Annotated in this window: 22 protein-coding genes; 12 read left to right on the forward strand and 10 right to left on the reverse strand. The window is 31.2% G+C overall.

What is annotated here, in order from left to right:
* Nucleotides 1-21: 21 nt before the first annotated feature.
* Nucleotides 22-384: a hypothetical protein gene (locus tag KO500_RS07030; protein WP_215955814.1), complete on the reverse strand. Its 363-nt coding sequence runs from the start codon at nucleotides 382-384 to the stop codon at nucleotides 22-24.
* 67 nt (nucleotides 385-451) lie between these two features.
* Entirely contained in the window at nucleotides 452-862 is a 411-nt protein-coding gene (locus KO500_RS07035; protein ID WP_215955815.1) for a helix-turn-helix transcriptional regulator, read from the reverse strand.
* Nucleotides 863-1,178: 316 nt separating this feature from the next.
* Between KO500_RS07035 and KO500_RS07040 the strand changes: the two genes are divergently transcribed.
* From KO500_RS07040 to KO500_RS07050, 3 genes are all read left to right on the forward strand, one after another.
* The gene (locus KO500_RS07040) at nucleotides 1,179-2,288 is read left to right on the forward strand and encodes a M14 family metallopeptidase (protein ID WP_215955816.1); all 1,110 of its coding nucleotides are present in this window, start codon (nucleotides 1,179-1,181) and stop codon (nucleotides 2,286-2,288) included.
* Between the two features lie 113 nt (nucleotides 2,289-2,401).
* Nucleotides 2,402-2,881 (forward strand): Lrp/AsnC family transcriptional regulator, encoded by a 480-nt coding sequence (locus KO500_RS07045; protein WP_215955817.1) that lies wholly within the window; start codon nucleotides 2,402-2,404, stop codon nucleotides 2,879-2,881.
* A 79-nt stretch (nucleotides 2,882-2,960) separates the two neighbouring features.
* Nucleotides 2,961-3,476 (forward strand): DinB family protein, encoded by a 516-nt coding sequence (locus KO500_RS07050; protein ID WP_215955818.1) that lies wholly within the window; start codon nucleotides 2,961-2,963, stop codon nucleotides 3,474-3,476.
* On the opposite strand, the gene KO500_RS07055 is transcribed toward KO500_RS07050, so the two are convergent.
* Both KO500_RS07055 and aroB read right to left on the reverse strand, forming a co-directional pair.
* Nucleotides 3,473-3,796, reverse strand: a complete 324-nt coding sequence (locus tag KO500_RS07055) for a hypothetical protein (RefSeq protein ID WP_215955819.1) — start codon at nucleotides 3,794-3,796, stop codon at nucleotides 3,473-3,475. The genes KO500_RS07050 and KO500_RS07055 overlap by 4 nt on opposite strands.
* Nucleotides 3,797-3,892: 96 nt before the next feature.
* Entirely contained in the window at nucleotides 3,893-4,954 is a 1,062-nt protein-coding gene (gene aroB / locus KO500_RS07060) for a 3-dehydroquinate synthase (RefSeq protein WP_215955820.1), read from the reverse strand.
* A 97-nt stretch (nucleotides 4,955-5,051) separates the two neighbouring features.
* Here aroB and KO500_RS07065 point away from each other — a divergent pair, with 97 nt between their 5' ends.
* Entirely contained in the window at nucleotides 5,052-6,218 is a 1,167-nt protein-coding gene (locus tag KO500_RS07065) for a proline dehydrogenase family protein (protein WP_215955821.1), read from the forward strand.
* Between the two features lie 35 nt (nucleotides 6,219-6,253).
* Here KO500_RS07065 and KO500_RS07070 read toward each other — a convergent pair whose 3' ends face one another.
* From KO500_RS07070 to KO500_RS07095, 6 genes are all read right to left on the reverse strand, one after another.
* On the reverse strand, nucleotides 6,254-6,637 hold the full coding sequence (locus KO500_RS07070) for a DUF4258 domain-containing protein (protein ID WP_215955822.1): 384 nt from the start codon (nucleotides 6,635-6,637) through the stop codon (nucleotides 6,254-6,256).
* A 9-nt stretch (nucleotides 6,638-6,646) separates the two neighbouring features.
* On the reverse strand, nucleotides 6,647-7,846 hold the full coding sequence (locus KO500_RS07075) for an alanine dehydrogenase (protein WP_215955823.1): 1,200 nt from the start codon (nucleotides 7,844-7,846) through the stop codon (nucleotides 6,647-6,649).
* Nucleotides 7,847-7,893: 47 nt separating this feature from the next.
* Complete coding sequence (locus KO500_RS07080; RefSeq protein WP_215955824.1) at nucleotides 7,894-8,433, reverse strand: hypothetical protein; 540 nt, start codon at nucleotides 8,431-8,433, stop codon at nucleotides 7,894-7,896.
* Between the two features lie 90 nt (nucleotides 8,434-8,523).
* A complete protein-coding gene (locus tag KO500_RS07085) occupies nucleotides 8,524-8,676 on the reverse strand; it encodes a peptidase m28 (RefSeq protein ID WP_215955825.1) in 153 nt (50 codons plus the stop codon).
* A 187-nt stretch (nucleotides 8,677-8,863) separates the two neighbouring features.
* A complete protein-coding gene (tsaE, locus tag KO500_RS07090) occupies nucleotides 8,864-9,274 on the reverse strand; it encodes a tRNA (adenosine(37)-N6)-threonylcarbamoyltransferase complex ATPase subunit type 1 TsaE (protein ID WP_215955826.1) in 411 nt (136 codons plus the stop codon).
* A 7-nt stretch (nucleotides 9,275-9,281) separates the two neighbouring features.
* Entirely contained in the window at nucleotides 9,282-10,826 is a 1,545-nt protein-coding gene (locus KO500_RS07095; RefSeq protein WP_215955827.1) for a bifunctional response regulator/alkaline phosphatase family protein, read from the reverse strand.
* 122 nt (nucleotides 10,827-10,948) lie between these two features.
* Here KO500_RS07095 and KO500_RS07100 point away from each other — a divergent pair, with 122 nt between their 5' ends.
* The 8 genes from KO500_RS07100 (at nucleotide 10,949) to fabG (ending at nucleotide 18,810) form a co-directional block, all read left to right on the forward strand.
* Nucleotides 10,949-12,178 (forward strand): HD domain-containing protein, encoded by a 1,230-nt coding sequence (locus KO500_RS07100; protein ID WP_215955828.1) that lies wholly within the window; start codon nucleotides 10,949-10,951, stop codon nucleotides 12,176-12,178.
* Between the two features lie 23 nt (nucleotides 12,179-12,201).
* The gene (gene lpxD, locus KO500_RS07105; RefSeq protein WP_215955829.1) at nucleotides 12,202-13,227 is read left to right on the forward strand and encodes a UDP-3-O-(3-hydroxymyristoyl)glucosamine N-acyltransferase; all 1,026 of its coding nucleotides are present in this window, start codon (nucleotides 12,202-12,204) and stop codon (nucleotides 13,225-13,227) included.
* Nucleotides 13,220-14,614 carry a bifunctional UDP-3-O-[3-hydroxymyristoyl] N-acetylglucosamine deacetylase/3-hydroxyacyl-ACP dehydratase gene (locus tag KO500_RS07110; protein ID WP_436835710.1) on the forward strand — a complete coding sequence of 465 codons (1,395 nt, stop codon included), beginning with the start codon at nucleotides 13,220-13,222 and terminating at the stop codon, nucleotides 14,612-14,614. Before lpxD ends, KO500_RS07110 begins: the two co-directional genes overlap by 8 nt.
* Nucleotide 14,615: 1 nt before the next feature.
* Nucleotides 14,616-15,401 (forward strand): acyl-ACP--UDP-N-acetylglucosamine O-acyltransferase, encoded by a 786-nt coding sequence (gene lpxA, locus KO500_RS07115; RefSeq protein ID WP_215955831.1) that lies wholly within the window; start codon nucleotides 14,616-14,618, stop codon nucleotides 15,399-15,401.
* Between the two features lie 59 nt (nucleotides 15,402-15,460).
* Nucleotides 15,461-16,027 (forward strand): elongation factor P, encoded by a 567-nt coding sequence (gene efp / locus KO500_RS07120; protein ID WP_215955832.1) that lies wholly within the window; start codon nucleotides 15,461-15,463, stop codon nucleotides 16,025-16,027.
* A 26-nt stretch (nucleotides 16,028-16,053) separates the two neighbouring features.
* Entirely contained in the window at nucleotides 16,054-16,989 is a 936-nt protein-coding gene (locus tag KO500_RS07125) for a UDP-3-O-(3-hydroxymyristoyl)glucosamine N-acyltransferase (protein WP_215955833.1), read from the forward strand.
* Between the two features lie 72 nt (nucleotides 16,990-17,061).
* Complete coding sequence (gene sucD / locus KO500_RS07130) at nucleotides 17,062-17,934, forward strand: succinate--CoA ligase subunit alpha (RefSeq protein ID WP_215955834.1); 873 nt, start codon at nucleotides 17,062-17,064, stop codon at nucleotides 17,932-17,934.
* Nucleotides 17,935-18,060: 126 nt separating this feature from the next.
* Entirely contained in the window at nucleotides 18,061-18,810 is a 750-nt protein-coding gene (gene fabG, locus KO500_RS07135; protein WP_215955835.1) for a 3-oxoacyl-[acyl-carrier-protein] reductase, read from the forward strand.
* The last annotated feature ends 28 nt before the right edge of the window (nucleotides 18,811-18,838 follow it).

An 18,838-nucleotide genomic window follows, 5' to 3' on the forward strand; every position in this document is an offset into this window, starting at 1 on the left:
AAACTGAACGTTAATAGATATCTAATTGGTTTTAGTAGCTGTTCCTTTTGATTTTTGAGCTTTACCAACAACACCATACTCAAAAGTGTAAGTGTCTGTAGTTGTTGAAAGTATTTTATAGTGGATAGGGGTTTGTTTGTCGTTTGGTGTTAAAATAAACTCACAATCGTTAATCCATCGAACTTTAGCAGTATCAATCTTCGTTTCGTATTTTTCAATGCTATACTCTTTGGTACGCACGAATGTGCTAGTTTTTGTTTCGCCATTTAACTCATATTCAAATGAAAACGAACCGGTTTTAAAATCTTGACAATTTCTTTCAGGTTGGTAGCATGACGCTAAACCTAATAAAAAAATAAGGTATAAACTAACGTGATTTCTCATGATAACAAAAGTAAATAAAAATTGCTGCGTGATGGTTTATTTGAAAGTGAAGAAATATAAATTTTAGTTAATTATCATATGCTTCAAAACTGCCATCAGTATAAAATAAGATGACTTTTTTTATATCTTTAGTAATACTGTGATTTTCAGCAATTTTCTTTTCAATGACTTGGGGAGTTTTAGTGGCTTCAGTTTGTTTAACAGGTGTAGTGAAAGTTACATTTTTTTCTTGTTTTACTTTTTTTTCTTTTGAAGCAGGAAAACTTCCTTTGCCATGAAGTAGCCAATTAAGTTGAATTTCAGGAAAGGCATCTTCAACTTTTAAGACAAACTCTAAGCTCGGTTTATTTCTTCCAGAGAGTAGGTGTGATATACTAGAACGTTGTACTGATATTTTATCGGCAAAGCTAGTAGCGGTTAAACTATAAAAATCTAAGATTTTTTCAATTCTATTTATAAATTCTTCTGGATTAATCATAAACAACATCTTTACTTTTGTAACTATTAATGTTTATAAATGTAAACATTGTAAAAACAGCTAATTTAAACTTCAATTTTAAGGCTTTTAAATACTAAGGTGATATTTGACCATTAATTTGTATGAAATAATTAAAAATTTGTCTTTTAAATGACCTTAATTAAAGTTTAACTTTAATTAATAAAACTTCATATTTATGTAAATTTACTAAAAATACATAAAATAACACAATTGTAACATTTGTAAATTACAATTGTTACAATTGTAATTGCATTTGAATGTACATTTGCATTTTATTTTATGAAAATATAGTCTTATGATCCGTTTTTTAGATATTCAAAAAGATATTAAGGTTACAGAAGTTCAAGGAAGATATGTAACAAACGAACACGTGTTTCCTTTTCTTAATAGTTTAAATAACAAATTTAAAGTTGATGCCATAGGCGAATCTGTTTTAGGTAAAACTATAAAGTCTGTTACATTTGGTTCTGGTAAACACAAAATATTAATGTGGTCTCAAATGCACGGTAATGAATCTACTACGACAAAAGCTGTTTTAGATTTTATAAACTTTATTGATTCTGGGACTGATTTAGCAAATTCAATTTCTACTAATTGTACTATAAAAATAATACCAATTTTAAATCCTGATGGAGCAGAAGCTTATACAAGAATAAATGCGAATGAGGTTGATTTAAATAGAGATGCTCAAAAAAGAACACAACCAGAAAGTAAAGTACTTAGAAGTGTTTATGAAGAGTTTGAGCCAGATTATTGCTTTAACTTACATGATCAACGTACAATATTTAATGTTGGTGCAACGCCAAAACCCGCAACAGTATCATTTTTAGCTCCAGCTTATAATGAAGAACGTTCAATATCATCTACTAGAGGTCAGAGTATGCAATTAATTGTAGCTATGAATAAAGAGTTGCAACAATATATACCTGGGCAAGTAGGGCGTTATGATGATGGTTTTAATGCAAATTGCGTTGGAGATACATTTCAGATGTTAGATAAACCAACAATTTTGTTTGAATCTGGTCATTACCCCAGTGATTATGAAAGAGAAGAAACAAGAGCATTAATTTTTTGTGCAATGTTAACAGGTGTAAAAGTAATTTCTAATCAAAATATTGCTGACTATACTCAAAAAGAATACTTTGAAATTCCTGAAAACGGAAAACTTTTTTATGATATCCTTATTGAAAATGCCCAAATTATTGATAAATCGTTACCAAAAGATTCAAAAATGGGAATTTTGTACAAAGAAAAGCTAATTATGGGTAAGTTAACATTTGATCCAACGGTTGATATTTTAGAAAAAAACAATGGATTTTTTGGGCATTTGGTATATAACTGCTTAAATAATAGTGATTTAGATAAAATAAAATCAGACAAGAAACTTGTAGAGGCACTTCTCTAAAAATGAATATTTTTTTTATTTTACGTTCAAAGATTACGTTTTTGTTAAAATTATACATCTTTTATTGAATTTAATTTCTTAATTAATTACTTTTGCGTAAATAATATTGTCAAATGGGAAAAGTAAAATTAGACGAAATAGATCACCAAATTCTGGATATGTTAATTGATAACACCAGAACACCTTTTACAGATATTGCAAAAAAACTTTTAATTTCAGCAGGTACGGTTCACGTTCGCGTTAAGAAAATGGAAGAAGCAGGTATTATTAAAGGTTCTTCTTTAACTTTAGATTATGTGAAATTAGGTTATGCATTTATAGCATATGTAGGTATATTTTTAGAGAAAACGCACCAAACTAAATTTGTTTTAGAGCGTTTAAATCAAATACCTAACGTAACTGTTGCGCATATTACAACAGGAAAATTTAATATTTTCTGTAAAATTAGAGCAAAAGATACAAACCATGCAAAAAACATTATTTTTAAAATAGATGATATTGATGGTATTAGTAGAACAGAAACAATGATTTCTTTAGAGGAAAGCATAAATGATAAGAAACGTTTAATGCATACAATCTTTAATGAGTTATAGTCATTAAGTTTTTTCAAAATTTAAAATCCTAAACAAAACTTGTTTAGGATTTTTTGTTTATCAACCAAAATTATAAGTTATGAATTCAACAGAATTACAACCAGAAGATTACAATGCATATTATGAAACCTATATTTCTAAACTAAATAATGTTGAATTAGTTAGTTCATTACATGATGACTTAACTGTTTTTGTAGATTATGTAAAAAAAATACCAACAGATAAATGGGGTTATGCTTATGAAGTCAATAAATGGTCAGTAGCAGAGGTTTTGTTGCATATTATTGATACCGAAAGGGTTTTTCAGTATAGAGCATTATGTTTTTCCAGGGGAGATAAATCTCATTTTCCTGGTTTTGATCAAGATGCGTATGTAATTGGTTCTAATGCAGAAAGTAGAAGCAAAGAGAGTATTTTAAATGAATTTATAGCAGTTAGAAATGCTACAATTACACTATTTAGTTCGTTTAGTGAACAAGATTTGATAAAAAAAGGTGTTGCAAGTAATTCACCTATGAGTGTTGCGGCCGCTGGTTTTGTAATATCAGGTCACTTAAAACATCATTTTAATATTTTAGAAGAACGATATTTTTAATCTAATTCAGAGTTATAGGTGTTATTTGTTAATTCTAATTTGTTTGCATGTTTTAATTCCTTTGATTTTACATTTGGTTTAGCTTCAAGTTCTTTTTCTATAACATCATCAAAATTTGCAATAAAGTTTGAAAGGCTTTTGCTAATTTTTACTAAGTAAATTATTTCTTTTGTTTTTAGTTCAACAGCTTCAACAGTTTCGCCATGCATATTTTTAAATGAAATGATATCAGAATCGCCATAACCATGTGGGTATGTTTCAATTAATAATGCGGCTACTTCGTGACTTAACTTCTTGTAATTAACTAGTTTACGTAACATAATTCAGATGGTTTTTAAATTCATATCTAAACTATATCATTTTACAATAGAAAAATTTATAGAGTTGTGTAATTGAAATTTTTGTACGTGAAAACCTTATTCTTTGTAGTAAGAAAAAGCTTCAGTTAGTAAATCGTTAGCAACTTTTACATCAATAACTGGTTCACCAATGCTTTTAAGTAATACAAAGTTTATATTCCCATGAGAATTTTTCTTATCAAACTTTAAAAGTTTTAGAATATTTTCAATATCAGAATCAGAAAAAGCCACTTTAGGATAGCAATTTAGAAATGTCTCTTTGATATCCTCTAAAGCAGACTTAGGTAAATCTGTTAATTTGTAAGATAAATATCCTTCGAGTATCATACCAACAGCAATAGCTTCACCGTGTAGTAATAATTCATGAGATTCACTTTCAAGAAAGTATGATTCAACCGCATGACCCAAAGTATGCCCGTAATTTAATATTTTACGTAAATTTTGTTCTGTAGGGTCTATTAGAACAACTTCATTTTTAATTGTTACAGAATGGTGTATTAATTTGTCAACATTGTTTAGGTCGCTTAGTTTTTTTAAATCATTCCAATATTTTTCATCTTTTATAAGTCCATGCTTCAGCATCTCTGCAAACCCACTGCGCATTTGTATATCATCTAAAGTATTTAAAAAGTTTGGAACAATCAAAACCATAACAGGTTGGTTAATTACACCAACTTGATTTTTTAACGGACCTAAATCAACACCAGTTTTACCGCCAACTGACGCATCAACCATTGAAAGTAGAGTAGTAGGTACGTTTATAAAGTCAATGCCCCTTTTAAATGTAGAAGCAACAAAACCGCCTAAGTCCGTAATTACACCGCCGCCAATATTAATCATAACACTTTTACGATCTGCGTCAAGCTCAGAGAGCACTTCCCATACTTGAGTGCAAGTTTCAATGTTTTTATTTACTTCTCCAGATTCAATTTCAATAATTTCAAAATCATAATCACCTTCAATTGCAGCCATAAACGGAGCTAAACAACACGTATGTGTATTTTCATCTACCAAAATAAAAACTTTTGAATAGTTGGCTTTAGCTAAATGCTCATTAACTTTTAAAAAAGCAATTTCATTAAAATGTACTGCGTATGATGCTGATGTAATAGAATCCATTATTATAAAAAATATTTGCTACAAAATAAAGACTATTTTTAGTTCTAAGAATACATTTTCTGTACTTATATTTGATTAGTTATAAAATTTACTGAAAATGAATTCTATTTTTGAGAATACGGCAACAGCTTTTGCACTTAAAAAGGATGCAGAGCTTGAACGCGCTTATTTTTTATTTAAAATGATCGCAAATGAACCTTTGGTAAGAATTGGTACTGCAATGACAAATTTTGCAATTAAAGCCCATTTACCTGTTGAGGGTTTAATTAGGGCAACTGTTTTTGATCATTTTTGCGGTGGTATTAATGAGAAAGATTGTATGCCTGTTGTTGATAAAATGTATACAAAGGGAGTAAGTTCTGTGTTAGATTACTCTGTGGAAGGTAAAGATGATGAAGATCCTCTTGATAATGCACTTGAAACTATTTTGAATGTATTAGATTTTGTAAAAGAAAAAGATGGTATACCGTTTGCTGTTTTTAAACCTACTGGGTATGGAAGATTTGCTTTATTTCAAAAAATAAATGAAGGAAAAGGTTTAACTGATTCAGAGAAAGAAGAATGGGCTAGAGTAGTTGCTCGCTTTGATAAAACTTGTAAGAAAGCATACGATTTAGATGTTGCTTTATTGATTGATGGTGAAGAGAGTTGGATACAAGATGCGGCAGACAGTCTTGTTGAAGATATGATGCGAAAATATAATAAAGAGAAAATAGTTGTTTATAATACATTGCAATTGTACCGATGGGATCGTTTAGAGTATTTAAAAGGCTTGTTGGAAAAAGCGAAGCTGGAAAGTTTTAAAGTGGGAATGAAAGTTGTTCGTGGCGCGTACATGGAAAAAGAAAACAATAGAGCGCAAGAAAAAGGTTATAAATCCCCAATTTGTATCTCAAAACAAGCTACTGATAAAAATTTTGATACTGTTGTGTCTTTCATGGTTGATAATTTAAGCGATGTTTCCATATTTGCAGGGACACATAATGAAGAAAGCTGTTATAAGTTAATTAAACTTATGGAAGAAAAAGGCATAAGCCCTAATAATTCTAACATATGGTTTGGACAACTGTATGGTATGAGTGATCACATATCATTTAATTTAGCAGAAAAAGGCTATAATGTAGCAAAGTATTTACCTTTTGGGCCAGTTAGAGATGTGATGCCATATTTAATTAGAAGAGCAGAAGAAAATACTTCAGTTGCTGGGCAAACAAGTCGAGAACTTAATTTATTAAAGAAAGAAAGAGAAAGAAGAAAAATATAAACAGTAAAAACCCGAAGTTTTGGCTTCGGGTTTTTTTATTCAGTTATTTTTTCAATAACTATTTTTTTAGGACAATTAGTAACTGTAAGGAATTGAACTTCATTTTTAGTGTTTTCATGTTCAATTACATAAGTTTTACATGGTTTGGATTTTGTATCACTTTTATTAAAATCTACGTCACCATCAGTAAAAAAAGATTTAATGGTCAGAGAATCAATTTCTCCACTTGCCATCATTGCAGTTACTTCATCAGAATAAGAATAGGATTTAGAACGTAAATCTTTTAATACTCTACAGTTTGGTAAATAGCAAAATTCAGAACCTGTTTCTTTTGCTTTATTTTTGAAAAAAAAGGTTAGGAAAACTATACCTATTGAAAGGCCAAAAATGAAGAAGCCTAATCGTTTTAAAAATGACATATATGTAAATTAAAAAATAAGAAAATTTATATCGTTATATGATAAATCAAACCATTCGCCAATGGTCTTTTTTGTAAGTATGCCTCTGTAAAAATAAAGTCCACTTCTAAGACCTTTGTCAAAGCGTAAGGCATTTTCAACACCACCATCTTCACCAATTTTAAGTAAATAGGGTGTAAAAATATTACTTATTGATATTGATGCTGTTTTTGGGTATCTCGAAGGTATATTCGGTACTGCATAGTGAACAACTCCAAATTTTTCACGAGTAGGTTTGTCATGATTTGTTACTTCACTAGTTTCAAAACAACCGCCCATATCAATACTGACATCAATAATTACAGCACCCTTTTTCATGTGCTCAACCATAGTTTGAGAAACAACAACAGGAGACCTGTCTTTTCCTCGTGTAGCTCCAATAGCAACGTCACAACGTTTTAAGGCTTTTAGTAAATTTTTGGGTTGTATAGTTGATGTGTAAACAGTCTGTTTTAAGTTTGCCTGAATGTTTCTAAGTTTGGTTAAAGAGTTGTCAAAAACTTTTACGTTTGCACCTAAGCCAATAGCAGAACGCGCAGCAAATTCACCGACAGTACCTGCGCCAATAATAACAACTTCAACGGGAGGAACACCGCTAATGTTTCCAAACATTAAACCATTGCCATCATTAGTATTTGCCATTATTTCAGAAGCAATTAAAACTGAAGAAATACCCGCTATTTCACTTAAAGACCGAACAGCGGGATATTTGCCATCGTCATCCATTATATATTCAAAAGCAATAGCGGTAATTCGCTTTTGAGCTAATTTTTCAAAATATTTTTTAGATTGTGTTTTTAACTGCAGTGCAGAAATTATAGTAGTTTGTGGGTTTATTAGTTCAAGTTCTTTTAGGGTAGGTGGCTCTACTTTTAGTAGAATAGAACATCCAAACACTTTTTTAGTATCTCTTGTTATTTCACCTCCAGCTTTAGTGTAATCAAGATCGGAGAAATTTGCTCCTTCACCAGCTCCAGATTCAATTAAAACCCTATGTCCGTTTGCAGTAATTGCATTTACGGCATCAGGCGTTAGGCAAATTCTTTTTTCTTGATATTGATTTTCTTTAGGAATGCCAATAAATAGTTCTCCTTTTTTTCTAAGGACTTCAAGAGTTTCTTCTTGAGGAATTAACTGTTGTTTGCTAAACGGAGATGTAGGCTGGTTCATAATACGTGTAAATCGTCTAAATTACTAAGTAATATAGTAATACAAATCTACAACTTTTTATCTACAGGCGTTTCAACTTTTTGGTCTTGTTCTTTAAGAGCTTTAAGTTCTTTATCCATAGCTTCTAGATCAATACCTAAAACATGTTTATCAAAAAGTTTAACTCTTATAAAGTACACAAATGGAGTAATAAATAGCATTATAGGGATAATCCAGTAAATTTCAACTTCATCCATGTTTTTGGTATCTTGTGCTAGTACATTTATGATTTGAAAAGCATACATTGCTATGGGTATAAGAATTACGTGGTACCACCAATGTTTACATGTGAAAAACCATAAAATCAATAAAAGAAAAGGTATTAACTTACCCATTAATATCCACATAGTAACATAAATACTGTTGTTGAATTTGCTTTCATATGTATAGAGCCAAAATTTGAAAGTTGGTTGATCTGGTATGTAATTATATATGTAAAATAAGTAAGGAGTAATAGCTATTAATAAAGCTACAAGACTACCAATCAATATGCTTTTTGATTTTTTTTTATTTGAAGAATTTTCTGGTTCTACTTTTTTTAATTTCATAATATACTTCTGATGTAGAATACTTAATTTAATAACAAAAAAAAAGGATTTCTAGTATGTAGAAATCCTTTTTTAATTTTTTATTGAAAATTATCCAGCAGCTGGTACTTTTGTAATTCTACTTTTTTCAATTGCTTGTAAATCATTGTAAGTAGCATCATCTTCTGCGTTAGTTGAAGTACAAGAAGATAGAGCAAGTGTAGCTATCGCTGCGAATGCAAGGAGGGTTTTTTTTGTGTTCATCGTAATAAATAATTTAAAGGTTAAAATTGATTTACATCAAATGTAGGAAAAAAAGCACCTCATTTCACACAGCACACTAAAAAAAACGACTTTTAACCTTAAAGTAATGCACTTAATCGAAAATTAGTAATTTTGTGCAATAAAATTATTTTATCTTAATTATTTGTTGTTTAGGTTGTTGTGTGATTTATAGTATTGAAATTTCACGGATATTTTGGTCTATAATTTTTAAGAAAACATTTGTAGTATTTTCAGGAATTAAGTTGTTTATCTTCTCGGGCCACTCCATAAATAACCAGTTATCGGAATGTAAATAATCTTCGATTCCAAAATCTAAAGCCTCATTTTCGTTATTAAGCCTGTAAAAATCAAAATGGTAACCTAGTAATTCTCCATTGTCTTTTTCGTATTCATTAACGATACCAAAAGTAGGGCTACTTACTTCGCCAGAGCAACCTAATTCTTTAACTAAAGCTTTTATTAAAGTAGTTTTTCCAGCTCCCATTTCACCATGAAAGCATAATTTTTTTGTTGAAACGGAGGCAATTATATCTTTTGCAATATCAGTAAGTTGCTCTTGGGTAAATTCTTTTTTCATTGTGATGCTATCTAGGTTCTAAAACTACAAATGGAATAATCATTTCTTCAAGAGAAACACCACCGTGTTGATAGGTATTTCTGTAATAACTAACATAGTGATTGTAGTTGTTAGGGTAAGCAAAAAATTGATCGTTTTTAGCAAAAATAAATGAGCTACTCATATTTATGCTAGGTAAGTATACATCACTAGGCTTTGTTGCTTCGTAAACATCTTTTTTCTCATAAGTTAAGCTACGGCCAGTTTTATAACGCAAGTTTAAGCTAGTATCTTTATCACCTACAACTTTTGAAGGTTGCTTTACATTTATAGTTCCGTGATCTGTCGTGATTATCAATTTCTGACCCATAGCTTGTGCTTGTTGAATAATCTCTAGTAAAGGTGAATTTTTAAACCAACTTTGTGTAAGTGATCTGTAAGCCTTGTCATTAGAGGCAAGTTCTTTTATTACTTCCATTTCAGTTTTGGAATGTGAGAGCATATCAACAAAATTGTAGACAATAACTGTTAAGTCATTTTTCTTCTGTGATTTATAATTTTGAGATAAGGTTTTGCCTTGTTTTAAACTACTTATTTTGTGATATTCCCATGTTAAATCTAAACCTAATCTTTTTAGCTGAGCTCCTAAAAATTCTGCTTCAAATAAATTTTTACCTCCTTCATCAGTATCATTTTTCCACCATTCAGGATGTTTTTTTTCCATGTCAAGAGGTGTTAAACCTGAAAATATGGCATTACGAGCGTATTGTGTTGCTGTGGGTAAAATACTATAATAATTAGTTTCTTTTTTCTTTTTGAAAAAAGGATTCACTGTATCTTCAAAAGCTAACCATTGGTCGTATCGCAAATTATCGATAACGACTAATAAAGTTGGTTTTTCTTTAAGTTCAGGCTTAACTAATTCTTTGAATAAAGTATGGGAGAGAACGGGAGCGTCTTCGTCTGTAAACCAGTCTTCGTAGTTTTTATCGATAAACTTTCCAAACTGATTGTTTGCTTCAACTTTTTGAGATTCTAATATTTCAAACATACTAGAGTCTTCAATTTCTTCTAAACGCAATTCCCATGAAATTAATTTTTTATATAAATCAGCCCATTCTTGATGTGAATTTACCATTGATAAATCCATTGCTATTTTACGAAACTCTTGTTGGTAATTTGAAGTTGTTTTTTCAGAAACTAAACGAGAATTATCAAGACTCTTTTTTAATGATAGTAATATTTGATTAGGGTTAACGGGTTTTATTAAGTAATCCGCTATTTTAGAGCCAATTGCTTCATCCATAATATATTCTTCCTCACTTTTAGTAATCATTACAACTGGTAAAGTGGCGTCAATAGCTTTTAGTTCTGTAAGCGTCTCTAATCCTGAGATCCCAGGCATGTTTTCATCTAAAAAAACAATATCAAAACGTGTTTCAGCAATTTCTTCAAGCGCTTCTTGTCCGCTTTTGCAGGTAACTACATTGTAATTTTTACTTTCTAAAAATAATATATGTGATTTGAGTAAGTCTATTTCATCGTCAACCCAAAGTATTGTTATTTTGCTCATATATAATGTGTATTCTCTTAATTATTCTGTAAAGCTATTCAAAAATATAATTTTAAAAATGCTTCAGTTAATTCATTTGCATAACTTTGGCAAAGTTAGTATCAAGATTAAATATTTATAATTTGATAAAATCCAAAAAACTTGAAATTTTTAATGATCCAATTTACGGATTAATTAATATACCAAATTCTTTAGTATTCAACTTAATTCAAGATTCGAGTTTTCAACGGTTAAGACGTATTTCTCAAATGGGACTGTCTTATTTGGTGTATCCAGGTGCGCACCATACGCGGTTTCAGCATGCTATTGGGTGTATGCACTTAATGCAACATGCTGTAGAAGTACTTAGAGCTAAAGATGTCGAGATTACTGAAGATGAAGAAGTTGGTTTGTATTGCGCAATACTTTTGCATGATATTGGTCATGGTCCTTTTTCTCATGCAATGGAACATAGTATTGTTGAAGGTGTAAGTCATGAGCATATTTCTATGTTGTATATGGAAATGTTGAATAAAAAGTTTAACGGAAGTTTAACTACTACCATTCAAATTTTTAAGGGAGAATACCCTAAAAAGTTTTTAAATCATTTGGTTTCAAGTCAGTTAGATATAGATAGACTTGATTATTTAAAGCGTGATAGTTTCTACACTGGAGTAGCTGAAGGTAATATTAATTCTGACCGATTATTAAGTACCCTAAATGTAATTGGCGATAAATTAGTTGTTGAAAGAAAAGGTATTTATTCAGTTGAAAAGTTCTTGATGGCTCGTAGGTTTATGTATTGGCAAGTCTACTTTCATAAAACAGGATTAGTAGCAGAAGAACTATTGGTAAATGTATTAAAAAGAGCTAAAGAGCTGTTAGCAAGGGGAGAAGAGTTAAATTGTAGTGAAGCTTTACTGTTTTTTATGAAGAATAAAATCAGTATAAATAATTTTACAGAAGAGCATCTAGCAATTTTTGGTCAGCTTGATGATGTTGATATATTATCAGCTATAAAGCAGTGGCAAAATTCTTCTGATTTTGTTTTAGCTAAGTTATGTAGTATGATAATTAACAGAGAGTTACTGCATATTAAAATTAAGAACAATCCTATTGATGACGAAAAATTTGAACGTTATCGTAATCATTTTATGAAAGAATATAAACTTTCTGAATACGAAATAAGTTATTTTGTTTTTACAGGAGTTATTAAAAATCAGGCATATAACCCTCGTAAACAAAATATAAATATTTTAAGAGAAAACGGGAAAATGATTGATGTAGTAAAGGCTTCGGAGCAATTAAGTTCTAAAACTATGTCAAAAATTAGCACTAAATATTATATGTGTTACCCAAAACTTAAGGTTTAACTATTTTTGTTACTTTTGCTTTTATGAAATTTACAGCTAGTCAAATTGCGGGAATTTTGGAAGGAGATATTGATGGTGATCCAGAGATTACAGTTAATAAATTGGCTAAAATTGAAGAAGGGGAGCAAGGTTCTCTTACTTTTTTAGCAAATCCGAAATACAAATCGCATATATATACCACAAAATCGTCTATCACGATAGTTAATAAAGATTTTGTGCCAGAACAAAACATAACGACTACCCTAATAAAGGTTGATGATGCTTACGAGTCTTTCACTAAGTTGTTGAGTTACTACCACGAAGCAAAAAATAATAAAACAGGTGTTGAAAATCCTTCTTTTATTTCAGAAAGTGCTAAGTATGGTAAAGACTGTTATATAGGTGCTTTTGCTTATATAGGTGAAAATGTCACTATTGGTAATAATGTAAAGATTTACCCTAATGCATATGTAGGGGACAATGTTACAATAGCTGATAATGTTGTAGTTTTTGCAGGTGCAAAGATTTATTCAGAATGTATTATTGGTAATAATTGCATTATAAACAGTGGGTCAATTGTTGGTTCTGATGGATTTGGTTTTGCGCCAAATGCAGAAGGTGAATTTAGTAAAATTCCACAGACAGGAAATGTTATTCTTGAAGATAATGTTGATATTGGAGCAGGAACTACGATTGATAGAGCGACACTTGGTTCTACAATTATAAGAAGAGGAGTCAAGCTTGATAATCAAATACAAATTGCTCATAATGTTGAAATTGGTGAGCATACTGTAATTGCTGCACAGTCTGGTATTGCAGGTTCTACCAAAATAGGAAAGCATTGTATGATTGGTGGTCAAGTAGGTATTGTTGGTCATATTTCAATAGGCAATAATGTTCGAATACAAGCACAATCAGGTATCGGAAGAAATATAAAAGATGGAGAAGCTATTCAAGGTTCACCAGCTCTAAATTATGGTGATTATAATAAATCATACGTACATTTTAAAAATTTACCGAAAATAATAACGAGGATTAACGAATTAGAAAAAAAAATTGGCCGTGAGTAATAACAAACAACGAACAATTGCGAAAGAAGTCACACTTTCAGGAGTAGGGTTGCATACAGGGGAAAATGTAACTATGAAATTTGTACCAGCACCAGAAAATCATGGGTATGCATTTAAACGTACAGATTTAGAAGGGGAACCAATTATTGAGGCAGATGCTACTTATGTAGTAAATACACAAAGAGGTACAAATCTTGAAAAAAGAGGCGTTAAAATTCAAACATCTGAGCATGTTTTGGCTGCATTAGTTGGTCTTGAAGTTGATAATGTTTTAATAGAATTAAATGCTCCAGAACCTCCAATTATGGACGGTTCGTCAAAATTCTTTGTAGAAGCTATTGAAAAAGCAGGTTATGTTGAGCAAGAAGCAGATAGAGAAATATATGTTGTAAAAGAGGTTATTTCATATAGAGATGAAGAAACAGGAAGTGAAATTACTGTTATTCCTTCAGAGGAATACCAAGTTACAACAATGGTAGATTTTGGTACTAAAGTTTTAGGTACTCAAAATGCAACTTTAGAGCATTTGTCGGACTTTAAAGAACAAATATCTGAAGCGAGAACTTTTAGTTTTTTACATGAATTAGAAATGTTATTAGAAAATGGTCTTATAAAAGGTGGGGACCTTAATAATGCGATTGTTTATGTAGATAAAGAAATTTCTGACGAGACAATGAAAAAGCTTGAAACAGCTTTTAATAAAGAGAAACTATCAATTAAACCTAACGGAATATTAGATAATTTGACTTTACATCACCCCAATGAGGCAGCACGTCATAAATTACTTGATGTTATTGGAGATTTGGCATTAGCAGGTATTCGCATTAAAGGTAAAGTTATTGCTAATAAGCCTGGACATTTTGTGAACACGCAGTTTGCTAAAAAAATAGCTAAAATCATAAAATTAGAGAAGCGTAATAAAGTTCCTCAATATGATTTAACGCAACCACCTTTGATGGATATTCATCAAATTATGGATATGTTGCCACATAGACCTCCATTTTTGTTGATTGATCGTATTTTAGAATTATCTGATACGCATGTCGTAGGAATGAAAAATGTAACAATGAATGAAAATTTCTTTGTTGGTCATTTTCCAGGAGCTCCAGTAATGCCAGGTGTTTTACAAGTTGAAGCAATGGCACAAACGGGCGGTATCTTAGTTTTAAGTACTGTACCTGATCCAGAAAATTACTTGACATTTTTCATGAAAATGGATAATGTTAAATTTAAACAAAAAGTACTTCCGGGTGATACTTTAACTTTTCACTGTAGCCTTATTACGCCAATAAGAAGAGGTATATGTCACATGCAAGCTTATGCTTATGCAAATAATAAAGTAGTATGTGAAGCAGAATTAATGGCGCAAATAGCTAAAAAGAAATAGAATGAATCAACCACTGGCATATATTCATCCAGGAGCTAAAATCGCTAAAAATGTTGTTGTTGAGCCTTTTACGACAATTCACAATAATGTAATTATTGGTGAAGGAACTTGGATTGGTTCAAATGTAACTATAATGGAAGGCGCACGAATTGGTAAAAATTGCAATATTTTTCCAGGTGCGGTTATTTCAGGATCTCCACAAGATTTAAAATATCAAGGCGAAGAAACTACAGTCGTAATTGGTGACAATACTACAATTAGGGAGTGTGCAACAATTCACAAAGGAACTTCAGACCGTATGAAAACGGTTATTGGTAAAAACTGCCTAATAATGGCTTATTGCCATGTAGCCCACGATTGCTTAGTTGGTGATAACTGTATTTTTTCTAATAATTCAACATTAGCAGGTCATGTTACTATTGGAGACAATGTAATTCTTGCAGGTTTAGTTGCGGTACACCAATTTGTATCAATAGGACAACATGCTTTTGTTACAGGAGGCTCTTTAGTTCGTAAAGATGTTCCACCGTATGTAAAAGCTGCACGTGAGCCTCTTTCTTATGTAGGGATTAATTCTGTGGGCCTTAGAAGAAGAGGTATACCATCAGAAAAAATTAGAGAGGTGCAAAATATTTATAGAATACTTTATCAAAAGAACTACAATAACTCCCAAGCAGTTCAAATTATTGAAGCTGAAATGGAGGCAACTCCTGAAAGAGATGAAATTCTCCAGTTTATTAGAGACTCGCAAAGAGGAATTATGAAAGGGTATTTTAGTACTAACTAATCAATAAATTAAGAAAAATTAAGGTTAGTTTTTTTTGAACTAACAAAAAATAAAAAAATATGGCATCTACATCAGATATTAGAAAAGGTCTTTGCATCCGTTATAACAACGATATTTTTAAAATTATTGAATTTTTACATGTAAAACCAGGTAAAGGCCCAGCGTTTGTACGTACAAAATTAAAGAGTGTAACTTCTGGAAAAGTTTTAGATAATACGTTTTCAGGAGGTAGTAAGATTGAGGATGTACGCGTTGAAACTCGTTCATATCAATATTTATATCCTGAAGGACAAACTTACCATTTTATGAACACGCAAGATTATAATCAAATTACTCTTGAAGAAAGCTCATTAGATGCACCAGGTTTATTAAAAGAAGGTGAAGTTGTAACAATCCTTTTTAATACGGAAGATAGTATGCCTCTATCTGTAGATATGCCTGCTAGTGTTATTTTAGAAGTAACTTATACGGAGCCAGGAGTAAAGGGTAACACAGCTACTAATGCTACTAAACCTGCAAAAGTGGAAACTGGAGCAGAAATTAATGTTCCTTTATTTATAAATGAAGGTGATAAAATTAAAATAGATACTTCATCTAGCTCTTACATGGAGCGTGTAAAAGAATAAAGCTATTCTTTATAAAATTTAAGGTAATGAAATTTCCAGTTCCGCATACGCTAGAACAAATTGCAAGTATTATTCAATCTGAATATATTGGAGACTCAGGTTTTCAGGTTTTGGGTATGAATGAAATTCATGTAGTAGAAGCTGGTGATATTGTTTTTGTAGATCATCCAAAATATTATGATAAAGCTTTACAATCAAAAGCAACTACAATTTTGATTAACAAAAATGTAGCTTGTCCGGAAGGTAAAGGGTTGTTGATATCAGATGATCCTTTTCGTGATTTCAATAAATTAACAAATTACTTTAAGCCTTTTCAAAAAGCAAATAAGAACATAGCTGTAACAGCTAAAATAGGAAAGAACACGGTTATTCAGCCAAATACCTTTGTTGGTAATAACGTGATAATAGGAGATAATTGCACTATTCATGCAAATGTTTCTATTTATGATAATTGTATTATTGGTAATAATGTTACCATTCATTCAGGTACTGTTTTAGGTTCCGATGCGTTTTATTATAAAAACAGACCTGAAGGTTTTGATAAGTTATTATCGGGTGGTCGTGTAGTAATAGAAGACAATGTTGATATAGGGGCGCTTTGTACTTTAGATAAAGGTGTTACTGGTGATACCAGAGTAAAAAAAGGAACTAAAATTGACAATCAAGTTCATATTGGGCATGATACTGTAATAGGTGAAAAATGTTTAATAGCTTCGCAAACAGGTATTGCTGGTTGTGTTGTTATTGAAGATGAAGTAACACTTTGGGGTCAAGTTGGTGTAACAAGTGCAATTACTATTGGTGAAAAAGCGGTAGTATTAGCGCAAACAGGTATTTCTAAATCTATTGAAGGTCACAAAACCTATTTTGGTAGTCCTGTAGAAGAGGCTAGAGAAAAATTAAAGCAATTAGCTTATATTAAACAAATCCCTAAAATTTTAAACAAAATTCAACAAAAATAAGCATAAGAAATACTTTAGAAATTGTTTTCAAAGCCATATTTTTGTAACAGCAATAATTAATATAGATATAAAATGAGTGTTTTAGTCAATAAAGATTCCAAAATAATTGTTCAAGGTTTTACAGGTAGTGAAGGTACCTTTCATGCTGAACAAATGATTGAATATGGTACAAACATCGTAGGTGGTGTTACGCCAGGTAAAGGTGGACAAGAACACTTAGGAAAACCAGTTTTTAATACTGTTTTAGAGGCTGTTGAAAAAGCAGGAGCAGACACTACTATTATATTTGTTCCGCCAGCTTTTGCTGCCGATGCAATTATGGAAGCTGCAAATGCAGGTATTAAAGTTATTATTACAATTACAGAGGGTATTCCTGTAGCTGATATGGTAAAAGCTTCAAACTATATAAAAAATATGGATTGTCGTTTAATTGGCCCTAACTGTCCAGGTGTTATTACTCCGGGTGAAGCTAAAGTTGGTATTATGCCAGGTTTTGTATTCAAAAAAGGAAATGTAGGTATTGTTTCTAAATCAGGAACATTAACATATGAAGCTGCTGATCAAGTAGTTCGTCAAGGTTTAGGTATAACTACAGCTATTGGTATTGGTGGTGATCCAATTATTGGAACAACTACTAAGGAAGCTGTTGAGTTATTAATCAACGATCCAGAAACAGAATGTGTTGTTATGATCGGTGAGATAGGTGGTCAATTAGAAGCTGATGCAGCTAAATGGTACAAAGAAAGCGGTAGTAAAAAACCTATTGTAGGTTTTATTGCTGGTGAAACTGCTCCTGCAGGTAGAACAATGGGTCATGCTGGTGCTATTGTTGGTGGTAGCGATGATACTGCACAAGCTAAGAAAGTAATTATGAAAGAATGTGGAATTCACGTTGTAGATTCTCCTGCTGAAATAGGTAAAAAAGTTAAAGAGGTAATGGGATAATAAAATCCTTTTATACATGAAATTAAATTCCGCTTGTTCTGAAGTTATTTCAGTTTAAGCGGTTTTTTTTCGTTAATAAATTAAACAAAACTTATATTTGAATAACAACAGTGCAAAAAGTAACTTATGAAATTATTAGAAGGTAAAAACGTAATTATAACAGGTGCAAGTAGAGGGATTGGTACCGGAATTGCTCAAGTTTTTGCAGAAAATGGTGCAAATGTAGCTTTTACATATAGTTCTAGTGAGGCTCCAGCTTTAGCGTTGGAAAAAGAATTAGAAGCTAAAGGTGTTAAAGCAAAGGCATATAAAAGTAATGCAGCTAGTTTTAGTGAATCAGAAGCTTTAGTTGCAAAAGTATTAGAAGATTTTGGTGGTGCTATTGATGTATTAATTAATAATGCGGGTATTACAAAAGACAATCTTTTAATGCGTATGGCTGAAGAAGATTTTGATTCTGTTATTGAAATCAATTTAAAGTCTGTCTTTAATATGACTAAAGCTGTTCAGCGTACAATGTTGAAACAACGTAAAGGTTCTATTATTAACATGAGTAGTGTTGTTGGTGTAAAAGGTAACGCTGGTCAAACAAATTATGCGGCTTCAAAAGCCGGTATGATTGGGTTTACAAAATCTGTAGCGTTAGAGTTAGGCTCGAGAAACATTCGTTGTAATGCAATTGCTCCTGGTTTTATTGAAACTGAAATGACTGAAAAGTTAGATGAGAAAGTTGTTCAAGGGTGGAGAAATGGTATTCCATTAAAAAGAGGTGGGAGTACTGAAGATATAGCAAACGCTTGTCTGTTTTTTGCATCAGATTTATCGGCATATGTTACTGGTCAAGTATTAAATGTTGATGGTGGTATGTTAACCTAAATCGTGAATAAAATTAATATTCACTAAA

It is taken from the genome of Cellulophaga baltica (genome assembly GCF_018861125.1).
GTDB classification, from domain to species: Bacteria; Bacteroidota; Bacteroidia; order Flavobacteriales; family Flavobacteriaceae; genus Cellulophaga; species Cellulophaga baltica_A.